The sequence below is a fragment of the Caulobacter soli genome, assembly GCF_011045195.1.
Classification (GTDB): domain Bacteria; phylum Pseudomonadota; class Alphaproteobacteria; order Caulobacterales; family Caulobacteraceae; genus Caulobacter; species Caulobacter soli.
In genome coordinates this window covers 4,065,031-4,078,609 of sequence record NZ_CP049199.1, presented here as the reverse complement: position 1 = coordinate 4,078,609, position 13,579 = coordinate 4,065,031, and the positions used below count along the sequence as shown (strand labels likewise).

Here is a 13,579-nt window from a genome sequence, read left to right as displayed (position 1 = left end):
GAGATGCTGGTGGTCATCGCGATCATCGGCCTGATTGCCGCGGTGCTGACGCCAAACCTGATGGGGCAGCTGGGGCGCGCCCGTGTGAAATCCGCCCAGCTGCAGCTGGAGTCGGTGGCCGCCGCCGTCGAGATGTTCCACTCTGACACCGGCCGCTACCCAACGGCCGGCGAAGGACTCAAGGTGCTGATCACCGAGCCGGCTGACGTCGAGGGCTGGACCGGTCCCTATCTGAAATCGGCCGCCAACCTGAAGGATCCGTGGACCAACGACATCCTCTATCGCGTCGTCGACGATGACGGGGATTTCAAAGTCGTCAGTCTCGGCTCCGACCGCAAGGTCGGTGGATCGGGGACCAAACGCGATCTGGTCGCGCCGAAATGAACCTGCTGGGCGCCATTCTGGCTCTGCCCGTAGGGGCGGTCGTCGGCAGCTTCGCCGTCACGGCTGGTTTGCGCTGGGCGCGAGGCGAGCAGGCGCTGAGCGGGCGCTCGCGTTGCGACGGTTGCGCCACGCCTCTGGGATATGGCGCCACCGTCCCGATCGTCTCCTACGTGCGGTTGGGCGGGGCTTGCGCGTGTTGTCGCGCGCCGATCCATCGGGGACACTTCGTTGGCGAGGTCCTGGGCGCCGTACTGGCGATGGTCAGTGTCGCGACCTTGCCGATCGGGTCGGCGCTGGCGGCCGCCGCGCTTGGCTTGGTGTTGATCGCCGCCGCGGCCGCCGACGCCGTCGTGCGCCGGTTGCCAGATTTGGCCAGTCTGGCCGTGGCGATCCTGGGCGTTGGTCTTTCGCTGTTGCGGGGACCCGAAGCCGTGCTGGCCGGCCTTGTCGCGGGCGTCCTGACGGGCGGCGCCCTGCTTCTGCTACGTCGAGGTTTCGCCGCCCGGCGAGGTGATCCCGGCCTGGGTCTGGGAGACGTCAAACTGGCCATCGCCCTGGCCCTATGGCTGGGCGCGGCGACGCCCTGGGCCGTGGCGCTGGCTGGCCTGTTCGGCCTTCTCCAGGTCCGCGTGGCCAAGCCCGCCGACGGCAGAATCGCCTTCGGACCCGTCCTGGCGGCCAGCGGCTGGGTGGTCGGCCTAGCCCTGCAGGCGGGCCTGTTCGGAGACCTGATCCCATGACGCCGGTCCGTAGCCCTTCGCGCGCCGAGGCGCGCGCGCGCCTGCTCGAGGACCTGATCGAGCGCGACCTTGTCGAGACCGCCGCCCTGTCCCGGGCCGAACTGGTCGCCGTGCGCACGGGCCAGCCGGTCGAGCAGGTGCTGAACCAGCTGGGCGTGCTGTCGGACGAGGATCTGACCAACGCCTACGCCCAGGCGGCGGGTTGCGAGATCTGGGAGCCGCGTCGCCAACCCGTGACCGTCGAGATCGCCAGCCTGGGCGTCACCACCGACTTCCTACGCCGCGCCCGCCTGTTGCCGATCGACGCGAGCGGCCCGGCCCTGGTCTGTGCCGCCTGCGATCCCTTGGACGACGAGGCTCTGGCCGGCCTCGTCTTCGCGGCCAATCGTCCGGTCAGCGTGCTGGCCGCGCGTCCCGCCGAGTGGCGGCGAGCTTTCGATGAGCGCCACGGCCCCGAGGGCGCCGCGCCGGCTGAGGCGGTGGACGAGCGTCGCCTGGCCCGCGAGATCGACCAAGTTTCGGATGGCGCGGTAGAGGGCGGCGGCGCGCGTCTGGTGGCCGAAGCGTTCGAGGAGGCCATCGCCCTGGGCGCGTCCGACATCCATTTCGAACCCCGCCGCCACGACCTGCGCGTCCGACTGCGGGTGGACGGGCGGATGGTCGACTACCGTGTGGTGGCCGCCGACATGGCCGCGCCGGCGGTGTCGCGGATCAAGGTGATCGCCAACCTCAACCTGGGCGAACGACGCCTGCCGCAGGACGGGCGCACCTCGTTCGTGATCGGCGGCAAGTCGGTCGATGTCCGGGTGGCCACGGCCCCGACGGTGTTCGGCGAGGCCGCCGTGCTGCGGATTCTCGACCGCAGCGCTGTCCCGCTCGAACTCGACGGCCTGGGCCTGGCGCGGGACGTGACCGAGGTGCTGCGCCAGGCCGGCCGCGCGCCGCACGGCATCTTCCTGGTCACCGGCCCCACCGGCAGCGGCAAGACGACCACGCTCTACGCCCTGCTGGAAACCTTCACCGGCTCGCCCAAGAAGGTGTTGAGCGCCGAGGACCCGGTCGAATACCATTTCGATCACGTCTCCCAGACCCAGGTCGCCCCGCAACTGGGCCTGACCTTCGCCGCCGCCCTGCGCTCGTTCCTGCGCCAGGACCCGGATGTCATCCTGGTGGGGGAAATTCGCGATCCGGAGACGGCGGCCGTGGCCATCCAGGCGGCCATGACCGGCCATCTGGTCCTGGCCTCGATCCACGCCAACGACGCCCTGGCGGTGTTGCCTCGTCTGCTGGACATGGGCGTGGAGCCGTATCAGCTGGCGGCGGCGTTCCGGGGCGCGGTGGCCCAGCGGTTGGTGCGGCGTCTGTGTCCGCACTGCCGGGAGACGACGGCGCCGACCGAGGCCGAGCTGGGCTTCGTCGCCAACCAAGGCCTGGCCGCGCCGATGCGGATCTTCCGCGCCCAGGGGTGTCCGGCCTGCAAGGGGGCCGGCTTCCGTGGGCGCGTGCCGATCGCCGAGGCCTTCCTGACCGACGAGGCCCTGCTCAGGGCCATCGCCGATCGTCAGTCGGCCGCCGAGATCGGACGCCTGGCCCGCCATTTGGGCCTGGCCAGCATGGCCGCCGACGGCCTGGACAAGGCGATGCGCGGCGAGACCACGCTGGAGGAAGTGATGGGCGCGGTCCATGACTGACGGCCAGACCTTCGCCTATGTGGCGCTGGGGGCCGACGGCAAGCGCGTGCGCGGCCAGGTGCAGGGACCCAGCGAGCAGGCCGCCTTCGAGCGCCTGCGCCGCCAGGGCTTGTCGCCGCTCAAGCTGCGGCCGGCGGCGGCTCAGGTCCGCGGCGGCGGCGACCCCGGCCTCGGGGACCGGGAAAGCGCCGAGGTCCTGCTCAGCCTGGCGGACCTTCTGGAAGCCGGCGCCGACATGCGCTCGGCGCTCAACGTCCTGCTCTCCCGGGCCCAGGGCTCGCGCGTCGCCAACGCCTGCCGCCGCCTGCTGCAGGACATCAGCGCCGGTGAGGCGCTCGACGCGGCCTTCGCCCGCACCCTGGCGCCCCGGCACGGCTTCGTGGCGGCCCTGGTCGCGGCGGGCGAGGCGTCCGGCGATCTGCCCCAGGCGCTGCGCCGGGCCGGGGAGATGCTGGAGGCGGCCATCAAGCTGCGCCAACAGTTGGTCGGCGCCCTGGCCTATCCGCTGTTCGTGCTGATCAGCACCCTGGCGGCGGCCGGCGTGATCCTGCTGGCCGTCGTGCCGTCGCTGGAGCCGCTGGTCAGCGAAGGCGGCGAGGGCAGGGCGCCGATCCTGTCGGGATTGCTGGCGGCCAGCCGCCTGTTGCGCGAGCAGGGCTTCGTCTTCGCCGGCGGTCTTGGCGGCGTGATCGTCCTGACGCTGATCCTTAGTCGAGCCGGACTGCTGGCCCGGCCCCTCGACCGTCTCTGGCTCGCGGGGCCCTGGCGGCGCACAACCTGCGCCCTGGCGTTTGGGGGCTTCGCGATCTCGCTGGGTTCGATGCTGACGGCTGGCGCGCCGATGAGCGACGCCCTGCGGCTGGCCATTCGCGGCGTGCGCTCGGACCTGGCCAAGACCCGCCTGCGGATCGTGCTGCAGCAGGTGCGTCAGGGCGTGTCGCTGTCCCAGGCCCTACAGGCCGTAAAGGGCTTTCCGCCAACCATCGTGCGGCTGGTCTCGGTGGGGGAGTCGGCAGGGGCCCTGGGGCGGATGCTGCAGCGTTCCGGCAAATTGGAGGAGGACGCCGCGGTGCGCGATATCGAGGCGGCCGCACGACTGTTGGGACCGGTCCTGATCGTCCTGCTTGGCGGGCTGATCGGCTTGATGATGGCCGGATTGCTGTCTGGCGTGACCGAGCTAGGGCAGGCTGCGCTGAACTGAGAACTATCGCATAAATTTTAACGCCCCTTGGTTGCATGGGTCAAAAAGCCACCATAAGGTCAAGCTTGGTCGGGGCTTGGGTGGGGGCGTTCAGTGGCTTTTATGGTGCGGTCGCGCGTGGCGATCGCTTTGGCCTTGCTTGCCGCCGCGAGCATGCCGGTCATGTCGTCGGCCCAGGTAACGACAACCTACACCTATGACCCACAGGGGCAGGTCAAGACCGTCGTTCGGTCGAACAAGACGGTGACGTACGCCTACGATGCGGCGGGCAACCGGACCGCGCTCGCCGTAGACGATGCGCCGACCGCGGCCGATGGAACGCTCAGCGTCGCCTACAACAGCACCGCCAGCATCACCCCCTCGACCTCAGGCGTGGTCACGGGATTGGTGATTGACAGCAATCCCGCCAAGGGCACGGTCGCGATCTCGGGTACGACCCTGACCTATACGGCGGTCTGGCCCAACTACGGTGCTGACAGCTTTACCTATCACGCCGTTGGTCCGGGCGGCCCGTCGCCGACGCGCACGATCAGCGTCACCATTGGAAACGGCGCGCCGCCGGTCGCCAACAACGGGTCGATCTCGGTCAACTACAACACGCCGATCACGTTCACCTATCCCGTCGGCGGCGACTATGCTCTAGCGGCGATCGACACCTCGCCCGCGCATGGTTCGCTCTCTGCGCCGACCTATGTCATCAATGTCGGCAATCAGTCTGTCTACACCCCACAGGCTGGCTACAGCGGGCCCGACAGCTTCACCTTTCACGGCGCCAGCCCGTTCGGCAACTCGCCGGTCCGGACAATGTCCGTCACGGTTGTTCCGTCGTACCCCGCGCCGACGGCTCCCAATGCGTCGCTGAGTTCGTCCTACAACGGTAGCGGCGCAGTGACTCTGCCGGTTGGTGGTCCCTACACCAGCATCGCTCTTCTTACCGCTCCGGCCCACGGCTCGGCAAGTTTGAGCGGCGCGACCGTCACCTACATTCCAGTGGCCGGTTACTATGGCGCGGACAGCTTTACTTACAACGCCACGGGACCTGGCGGGACCAGCGGCGTGGGTGTCGTTTCGGTCAGCGTCGCCAATCCTCCCGCGCCGATCGTGGGCAACACGTCGCTGGCCTCATCCTACAACGGTAGCGGCGCGGTAGCCCTGCCCGTATCTGGGATCTATTCCAGCATCGGCTTCCCGGTCGCGCCGGCTCACGGTTCATTGGGCTTGAGCGGCACGACGGTCACCTACTATCCGGCGAGCGGCTATTTCGGAACCGACAGCTTTGCGTTCAACGCCACTGGTCCAGGTGGAACCAGTGCTGCGGGCTCGGTGGCGGTGTCCGTCGCCGGCGCGCCGGCGCCGGTGCTGAACCCGGACACTGCGGACGTCTATTCGCATCAGACGGTGTTCGTGGCTCCGCTGGCCAATGACAGCGATCCGAACGGCTATCCGCTGACCATCACCGGCGTCAGCGTCAGCGGCGGCGGCACCGCCTCGGTGACCGCCGGCGGAACCCAGGTGCAGTTCAACGCCCCTGTCGTGGCCACGAAGCTCAGCAAGACCGTGACCGTCACCTACACCGTCAGCAACGGCCATGGCGGCGTTGCGTCCTCGACGATCAGTATCTTCGTCGAAACTGAATATTGGGATCACTAGTGCGAGGCTCGACCGTGAAAAATCCGATGCTTTCGCGTTGGTCTCAGCTATTCGCCATGGCGACGATGCTGGTTTGTATCTGGGCTGGCGTTCCTGGCGTGGCGACGGCTCAGGATGAACTGCAGCCTCCGGTGCGCAGTCTCGTCGACGAGAACGGCGTGGACCTGATGACGGGCGCCATCAGGATGTCGAGAGCCTCGGCTTCGGTGGGAAAGTCGGGTGAAGGGGCGTTGACGAACCAAGACGCCAACGGCGTGAGTGTCTTGCAGGGTAGTATCTCTGTCGATTTGGATGGTGTTACGACCGTATCGCTCAATGGTAATTCAGAGACGTTCAAACCAGTACCGAACACGTACGAGTTTGTGCCGAAAGAGCCCACTGGCGGTCGATTGTCCTACGGTGTTCTTGGGGGCATGCCGAATACAAGTGAATATTACTACGTAACCGGTAGCGGAGCAGTGGCGCACTACACGCGTCGCGCCACCATTGGGACGGCCTATCTGGACGACGTTGTCTGGCCGAACGGTGAAAGATTAATCTATACTTATCAGGTAGATTATTTTTGCGGGCAGGTGGATCCGGAAGACGGTAGTTGCGCGAATTACGCCAAGAAGCGATTGCTGTCCGTCGTAAGTAACTATGGATATGAGTACAAAGTCGATTATCCACCGGGCGGGAGGCTAGGCGCAACCGCCGTCCACATGATCAACAACGCCGTCGACTATTGCGCACCGGTTCCAGACACCTGCTCGACGTCCGTTGCTTGGCCGACGGTGACCTATTCCACGGGTGGTGACGGAGCGACCTACTCCGCCACGATCTCTACCGACTCGGCAGGTCGTTCGGCCTCGGTGAGGACATATCCGTCTTCTTCGGGCGTGACCCCCAGCATAGGCTACCGCCTCCTTGGGGCCGAGGTAGACTATGTGAGGGTCTCGCAAACGTCGGACGCCGTGGCGCGGACCGCGCACGCCGATGTCACGACGCCGGGCGGTTTATGGGCCTATGACTATGTCACCGTCACCGCCAACAACACCTACATTCGCACGGCGACCATCAAGGATCCGCTGCAGCATACCCGCGTCGTGGTTATGGACTCTTTGAACAAGATTCTGCTGTCCGACACAGACGCCCTGAACCGCACGACCACCTATACCTACGACACCTATAATCGCGTCACGCAAATCACGAACCCTGAAGGCGACGCCACGCAATACGCCTATGATGGCCGCGGCAATGTCTATCAGGTCACTCGGATTCCGAAGCCTAACTCGGGCTTGAGCGCCACCACGATCACCGCCGGCTACGACGGGGGCTGCGACAATCCCAAGATCTGCAACAAGCCGCTCTGGACGCGCGACGCCCTGGGTCATCAGACCGACTATACCTACGACCCCAACCACGGCGGCGTGCTCACGGTGACGGCCCCGGCCGCCGCCAACGGCGTTCGGCCCCAGACGCGTTACAGCTACACGCCCCTCTACGCCTGGTACAAGGACGCCTCGGGCGCTGTCGTCCAATCGGCCACGCCGGTCTACAAGCTGACGGGGACGTCGATCTGCAACACGACCGCGTCCTGCATCGGCACGGCGGACGAGACGCGCACCACGATCACCTATGGCGGTCAGGGGGCCCCGCACAGCCTGTTGCCCGTCTCCACGACGGTCGCCGCGGGCGACGGTTCGCTGTCGGCGACCACGACGGTGGCCTATGACGCCGTCGGCAACCAGGTTTCCGTCGACGGTCCCCTGCCGGGCGCGAACGACGTGACGCGCTATCGCTATGACGCCGCGCGGCGGGTCGTCGGAACCATAGGCCCCGATCCGGATGGCGCCGGGCCGCTGAAGTACCGCGCGACCCGAACGACCTACCGGGCGGACAGCGCGGTTCTATCGACGGAGCAGGGCGTGGTCACCAGCCCTTCGGACACCGATTGGGCGGCGTTTTCGGCGCTTAGCACCAACACCGCTGACTATGACGGCCTTGGGCGAAAGATCGCCGAGCGGACCATCGGTCAGGGCGCGATCCAGACCCTCGCCCAGTATGAGTATGACGCCCTAGGGCGTATGCGTTGCTCGACCCAGCGGATGAACCCCGCCACGTTCGGCGCGCCGCCTGCCTCGGCCTGTAGTCTGGGCACCGCCGGCACCGACGGGCCGGACCGGATCACTGTCACCGAATATGACATCGTCGGTCAGGTGGTCGACGTCGTGACTGGCTATCTGACCAGTTCACAGAGGATCGAGAAGCTCATCACCTATACGCCTAACGGCAAGATGGCGACGGTCGCCGACGGCAAAGGCAATCTGACGACCTACGGGTATGATGGCTTCGATCGACAGGCCTCTGTGCGTTATCCCAACGCTTCGGGCGGGGGCAGCTCGACCAGCGATTATGACGCTTACGGTTATGACGCGGCAGGCAATCTAACCACTTGGCGGCGACGCGACGGGACGTCGCTGACGTTCACCTATGACGCGCTGAACCGCGCCCAAAACGGGCTGCGCGGCGAGGCCTACGGCTATGACAATCTCGGCCGGCGCACGTTGACGTCCTACGCCGGCGGAACAGCCTCCTCCAGCTTCGATCCCCTAGGCCGGATGACCAGCGAGACCACAAACGGTCTGGCGATGTCCTACCAGTATGACCTGGCGGGCAACCGTATTCGGATGACCTGGCCCGATGGCTTCTTCGTCGCCTATCCGCGCGACAGCGTCGGCGAGGTCGTCGGCATCTATGAGAATGGCGTTACGCCGGTGGCGGCCTACGGCTATGACGATCTAGGCCGTCTTGGCCATTCCTGGCTCGGCCATGGCGCGCCGGCTGTCGACACCTGGCGAGCCTATGACGCCGCTTCTCGCCTTAGCGCCCTGGCTCACGACCCCGCTGGTACGGCCCAGGATATCGTTTGGAACTTCACCTACAGCGCCGCCGGCCAAGTCAAGAGCCGTACGGCCAGCAACGCACTCTATGAATGGGGCCAGGCGCAGGCCAACAAGACCTACACCATCAACGGCCTAAACCAACTGGCCACAGTAGTCAGTGGGACAACGGATACCGTGAGCTACGACCTTCGCGGCAACATGTCAGTCCAGGGCGGCACGACCTATGGCTATGACGCGCTTAATAACCTGATCAGCACCTCGTCGGGCGCGGCGCTGGTTTATGAGCCGGCCGGCCGTCTTTGGCAGGTGACGGCGAGCGGGGTGACGACCAACTTCCTGTATTCGGGCTCGGACTTGGTGGCCGAATACGCCAATGGCGCCGTGCTGCGCCGCTACGTGCCGGGCGTGGGAATGGACGCGCCTGCACTCTGGTACGAAGGGGCTGGCCTTGGCGATCTACGCTATCTGTCGGCTGACCCCCAAGGCTCGATCGTTTCGGTGGCCAACGCCGCTGGCGGGGTGATCAAGACGAATATCTACGACGAATACGGCAATGCGCCGCCAGCGCCCAATCTTGGACGGTTCCAGTACACCGGTCAGATCTGGCTGCCGGAGGCCGGGGTCTACCATTACAAGGCCCGGGCCTATTCCCCGGCCTTGGGGCGGTTTCTACAAACCGACCCCGCAGGCTATGGCGACGGCCTCAATTGGTATGCCTATGTTCACAACGATCCGCTGAATTTTAATGATCCAAGCGGCTTGCGGGGATGTGCATGGACGATTTGCGAGGCTGATCCGACCAATGTAACGGCCGGCGGCACGCCTGGCTGGCGGCCAATGGGGCGCAATGAATATGACGCGCGGCCAGGGCGCAGCATCGTTTCCATCTCGCGCTTCAAAACTATCAGCCCGCTTAGGCCGACGCCCGAGGGGCCGTCTGATGATGACGATGATTTTGATACAGAACTGAAAATTGAAATGAACGTTTGTCGCGGGCTTAAGCCGGCCGCTCTCAGGGCTGCCTGTTACGCTAGTGCTCAGGAGAGGGACTGGGCTCGACGCAACAACAGGCCCTTGCCGCCCCTGGTGACTTCTCTTTCTGTTCCCCATGTCAACATCCCTCTTCCTACTGCAAAGCAAGTTGCCCGTGGCGCCGTGGTGGTGGGTGCTGGCGTGGCGATTGGGGCGTGCGTGGTGTTGGAGCCGTGCGGAGCGGCCGCAGCGACTGCAATTGGTGTCGGGGGGCTCGCTGCCGCGGCAGCAAACTAGAGGGATTGAACGACATGGAAATTATAATGCGACGTGTGCTTCAGCTTGACGAAGTTGATGCAGTTCAGGTGGAAATATTTTCACCCGTTGAAGATGTGGGGTCTTTTGGCGATTATCTGTGTCGCTTTAAAATAAATGGTTTGGGTAAAAATGTGGAAGGATATGGGGCGGGTATTGATTCCATAAATGCATTAGTTGGTGCTTTAATAATAATTGGAAATAAACTATACACTACTGAAGAATATAAAAGTGGAAGGCTGAGTTGGAGTGGGTCTATAGATAGGGGAAAATTAGGTTTTCCTACTGCCGGGCTGATAAATTGGTAACTTGATAGGTCGTATGGCAATCGACAGTTCGGTGTGCGTCGGGCGTTGTTGGTTCAATATTGAATCCCGCTCTGCCGGGCCAGGCGCGGCGCATTGAGGCGAGTGGGGAGTAGGCCACGCATCCTGTTCTTTAGATGTCGTCGCTTTCGTTCACAAAATCATGAGAGCAAAAGCTTTGCGACGGCTGCTTGGTCACGAAACCCATTAGACCGGACGCCAACGTGGCAGCGGGTTTGGGCAGAGGCTCTTCGAGCGTTAGGCGATCACCGGCCCAAACTTCCTAGTCCAATAGTGAGTGTCTCATAACTGGCCTCAATCCCACGCTCAGTAAGTAGCTCTTGGACGCCCCTTAAGCTCGAACTGAAACGGGGTAGAGCCAGATCGCCTGCGTTATGACGTCCGTCGGAAAACACGTGTCGTTTGAAAGAAAGACGCTCCAGGATAGGACGCTAGACTTTTGGGGACAGCGTTAGCTTGCCGTGGGGTTCGCGAGGGCCAGCGTTAGGTTGCGGCCCTCAAATTGCGAGATCCAGCGTTTCTTTTGAATTCAATGGGTTGTCTAAGCGTCGTTAAGTTGTCCCGACACGAAGTGTGGTGCCAACTTAGAACGTGCCGGGTTCCAACTTAAGACGCGCAGAAATGCGCGCCGTTCGCAGGATCGTGGGAGAGATGGATTGCAGCATTGCGATCCGACTCCCGGCTTGTTTGGTCTCAATCTGACTCTTAGGCGACCGTTGGAAGGTCAGGTTCTGACGCCAATGTCGGATGAGCGTCATCGCGAGAAACACTCGTCGATCTTCTTTGGGTTGAAGTGACGAAATGAACCCGCCCGGCGCGCGGCGACATGAAGCTCGGGATCGGTTAGCAGTTTGGCATGTTCGACCGCCGTCGCGTTGTCCGGATCCTGTTCGCCGTCACGACGGCGCCGACGCTTGGCGCCGTCGTGACGGAGAGGACGAACGCCGCGTCGCATGAAGCTTCTGCGGCTAAAGTCATGCTGTTCAACATTCCAGCCCAATCGCTATCTTCGGCGTTGCTGGCCTACAGCGCGGTGACGGGGGATCAGGTCGTCTGCGACACTCGCCTCGCCGAAGGGCGACATTCGACGCCAGTAGTTGGTTTGTTCACCGCACGGACCGCGCTTCGCATGCTGGTCGATGGGACGGATCTCATCATCCACTACACCGGCCCCCAGGATATCACCCTGGTGAGCTCGGGCGCGACCCTCGGGGCCGACGGGCTGGAATCTACCGCACCGGGTGGTGGACCGACCGAGACGCTGACGCTCGATACGCTGCACGTCGAGGTCGCACTCGAAGCGGCGCAGAACGCGGATTTTGGCGACTACGCCCGCACGGTTCGATTGGCGGTGAAGCAGGCCCTGGCCCGTGATCCGGAGACCGCCGACCGCATCTACGACCTGCAGATCGATATCTGGATCAATCGCGAAGGTCGCGTGCGTCAGCCGCGCCTGCTGCGATCGAGCGGGCGTCCGGGGCTCGATACCGCCATCCGCCGGGTTCTGGCGACGATGGTTATCAAGTCGCCGCCGGTGGGGTTGTCCCAACCTATTCGGATCGCGGTTTCGGCGATCTGAAGTGGCGTGCTTTTGTCGAACTGTCACGTTACCTGCTTCGGTCTGTCACGAAAAAGCTTATTCGAGGCAAAGGCTTGACAGTGTGCCTTGCTGATCCTGTATCCGTCGCCCGTGCAGTTTACAGATCCCGCTGGAGATCCGCGCTCGAGGCGAATTCGGCCCGCTGGCCGCTCCCTCGTCGACGGCGTTTCGTCGCCGCCCCAGGCGGGGGCATAAGTCATGGTGACGTTGAACTGGGCCGGTCTGCGCCGGATGTTCGTCGAAGACTACGAGGAGTTGCGGCGTCGGCTGGCGCGCCGGCTTGGGTCCGCGGACGCGGCCGGTGATGCGTTGCAGGACACCTTCCTTCAGCTAACCCGCGAACGCGACGACGTGGAAGATATCCGCAATCCGCGCAGCTACCTGTTCCGAATGGCGATGAACCTCGCCAATAGCCGAATTCGGACCGAACGTCGGCGGCTGAGCCTGCTTGAAGCCCAGAAGCTGGAAGCTGCGCTCGACGTCGTCGACGATCAACTCGGCCCAGCCGACAGCGCTGAGCTTCATTCGGACCTACGGCTGTTGCGTGCGATCTTGGACGAGATGCCGCAGCGTCGGCGCGACATGGTGCTGGCTACGCTAATCGAGGGCGCGAGCCACCGCGAACTGGCCGACCGTTATGGGCTTTCGATACGCATGATCCAGATCGAGATGAAGAAGGCGACCGATCAGATCGCCGGACGCTTTGCCGGGACTGAGGTAATCGGTTTCGCTTTCAGCTCGTCCATGACGTCAAAGAGTGGGGCGGAAGATTGAGCGGATGGATGGCGACATACATGCGGCGTGATAGGGCGATCGGATGAACGGCTCCGACGATAGCCTTGATACGCGCGTGCGCGCCGAGGAGGCGTTAGCCTGGGCGTTTCGCTTGCGGTCTGGCGAGATGACCTCGGACGAGGTTGACGCATTGATGCGTTGGCGCGCCCGTACGCCCGCCAACGCCGAAGCGCTGAGCGACGCGGTCAGGCTCCGTCGACGGTTGGTCGGGGTCGCCAGGAAGATCGCTCGATCCGCGCAAACCGTTCCGATCGAGCCTTCGACGTCTGCGCGGCGTGTCGTCCTGGGGCGCCGTGCCTTTCTAGGCGGAGCGATTGCCGCCTCGGCGGCCGGCGTGGTGGTCATGGCGGCTCATCCGCCGCTTGATCTGTGGCCTTCGCTGGCCGAGTTGCGATCCGACTATCGCACGGGTATTGGCGAGCGACGCGTGATCGCCGTCGCGCAAGGTCTCTCCGTCGAGCTCAACACCCGCACCAGTCTCGCGCGTTATGACGACGTCGGGGCCTTTGGCTTCACGCTGGTCGAGGGAGAGATCGCCGTCGACGCGACTCGTCCCGATCATGCGATCGCCATTCGCACGGCCGCCGGCCGTGTGCTGGGGCGCGACGGACGTTTTGTCGTCCGCCTCGTCGCCGATGCAACCTGTGTTTCTTGTCTGGCTGGCAAGGTTTCGGTCCTTGATCGCGGCCGGCGGGCAACCGAACTTTCGGCTGGGAGGCAGATGACGTTCGGCACCAGGGGCGACGGGCGCGTGGCGCTGGTTGATCCCGTTCGCGTTGAGGCTTGGCGGCGCGGTCTGCTGGTCTTCAGTGGGCAGCCGCTCAGCGAAGTTGTCGAGGAAATCAACCGCTATCGCCCGGGCCGTATCGTCCTGGCCAATGCCGCCTTGGCGCGCTTTCCCATCACGGGCACCTTCCAATTGGCGCGGCTAGACCGCGCGGTTGCGCAGATCCGCGAAGTCGCGGGCGTCCACGCGACCGGCTTGCCCGGCGGGGTCGTGCTGCTCGGATAAAAATCTTT

General features: G+C 64.4%; 10 protein-coding genes. All 10 read left to right on the top strand.

Annotated features, from left to right (window positions below; genetic code table 11):
- Positions 1-3: 3 nt before the first annotated feature.
- The 10 genes from gspG (at position 4) to G3M62_RS19015 (ending at position 13,571) form a co-directional block, all read left to right on the top strand.
- On the top strand, positions 4-384 hold the full coding sequence (gspG, locus tag G3M62_RS19060) for a type II secretion system major pseudopilin GspG (RefSeq protein ID WP_246263323.1): 381 nt from the start codon (positions 4-6) through the stop codon (positions 382-384).
- Entirely contained in the window at positions 381-1,124 is a 744-nt protein-coding gene (locus tag G3M62_RS19055; RefSeq protein WP_165189867.1) for a prepilin peptidase, read from the top strand. The genes gspG and G3M62_RS19055 overlap by 4 nt, the downstream gene beginning before the upstream one ends.
- Entirely contained in the window at positions 1,121-2,815 is a 1,695-nt protein-coding gene (locus G3M62_RS19050; RefSeq protein ID WP_165189865.1) for a GspE/PulE family protein, read from the top strand. Before G3M62_RS19055 ends, G3M62_RS19050 begins: the two co-directional genes overlap by 4 nt.
- Positions 2,808-4,016: a type II secretion system F family protein gene (locus G3M62_RS19045; protein WP_165189863.1), complete on the top strand. Its 1,209-nt coding sequence runs from the start codon at positions 2,808-2,810 to the stop codon at positions 4,014-4,016. The genes G3M62_RS19050 and G3M62_RS19045 overlap by 8 nt, the downstream gene beginning before the upstream one ends.
- Before the next feature lie 117 nt (positions 4,017-4,133).
- Positions 4,134-5,666, top strand: coding sequence for an Ig-like domain-containing protein (locus G3M62_RS19040; RefSeq protein WP_246263322.1), 1,533 nt, complete (start codon positions 4,134-4,136; stop codon positions 5,664-5,666).
- Positions 5,667-5,722: 56 nt separating this feature from the next.
- Positions 5,723-9,820 carry an RHS repeat domain-containing protein gene (locus G3M62_RS19035; protein WP_165189861.1) on the top strand — a complete coding sequence of 1,366 codons (4,098 nt, stop codon included), beginning with the start codon at positions 5,723-5,725 and terminating at the stop codon, positions 9,818-9,820.
- Positions 9,821-9,846: 26 nt separating this feature from the next.
- Positions 9,847-10,146 carry a DUF6968 family protein gene (locus G3M62_RS19030; protein WP_165189859.1) on the top strand — a complete coding sequence of 100 codons (300 nt, stop codon included), beginning with the start codon at positions 9,847-9,849 and terminating at the stop codon, positions 10,144-10,146.
- Between the two features lie 874 nt (positions 10,147-11,020).
- Complete coding sequence (locus G3M62_RS19025) at positions 11,021-11,743, top strand: TonB C-terminal domain-containing protein (protein ID WP_165189857.1); 723 nt, start codon at positions 11,021-11,023, stop codon at positions 11,741-11,743.
- A 219-nt stretch (positions 11,744-11,962) separates the two neighbouring features.
- Positions 11,963-12,538, top strand: a complete 576-nt coding sequence (locus G3M62_RS19020) for an RNA polymerase sigma factor (protein ID WP_165189855.1) — start codon at positions 11,963-11,965, stop codon at positions 12,536-12,538.
- A gap of 43 nt (positions 12,539-12,581) precedes the next feature.
- Positions 12,582-13,571: a FecR family protein gene (locus G3M62_RS19015; RefSeq protein ID WP_165189853.1), complete on the top strand. Its 990-nt coding sequence runs from the start codon at positions 12,582-12,584 to the stop codon at positions 13,569-13,571.
- Positions 13,572-13,579 lie beyond the last annotated feature (8 nt).

Excerpts from the sequence above, each read along its gene's own strand:
- gspG (WP_246263323.1), top strand. The coding sequence starts at position 4 with ATGCTGGTGGTCATCGCGATCATCGGCCTGATTGCCGCGGTGCTGACG.
- G3M62_RS19055 (WP_165189867.1), top strand. The coding sequence starts at position 381 with ATGAACCTGCTGGGCGCCATTCTGGCTCTGCCCGTAGGGGCGGTCGTC.
- G3M62_RS19050 (WP_165189865.1), top strand. The coding sequence starts at position 1,121 with ATGACGCCGGTCCGTAGCCCTTCGCGCGCCGAGGCGCGCGCGCGCCTG.
- G3M62_RS19045 (WP_165189863.1), top strand. The coding sequence starts at position 2,808 with ATGACTGACGGCCAGACCTTCGCCTATGTGGCGCTGGGGGCCGACGGC.
- G3M62_RS19035 (WP_165189861.1), top strand. The coding sequence starts at position 5,723 with ATGGCGACGATGCTGGTTTGTATCTGGGCTGGCGTTCCTGGCGTGGCG.
- G3M62_RS19030 (WP_165189859.1), top strand. The coding sequence starts at position 9,847 with ATGCGACGTGTGCTTCAGCTTGACGAAGTTGATGCAGTTCAGGTGGAA.
- G3M62_RS19025 (WP_165189857.1), top strand. The coding sequence starts at position 11,021 with ATGTTCGACCGCCGTCGCGTTGTCCGGATCCTGTTCGCCGTCACGACG.
- G3M62_RS19020 (WP_165189855.1), top strand. The coding sequence starts at position 11,963 with ATGGTGACGTTGAACTGGGCCGGTCTGCGCCGGATGTTCGTCGAAGAC.
- G3M62_RS19015 (WP_165189853.1), top strand. The coding sequence starts at position 12,582 with ATGAACGGCTCCGACGATAGCCTTGATACGCGCGTGCGCGCCGAGGAG.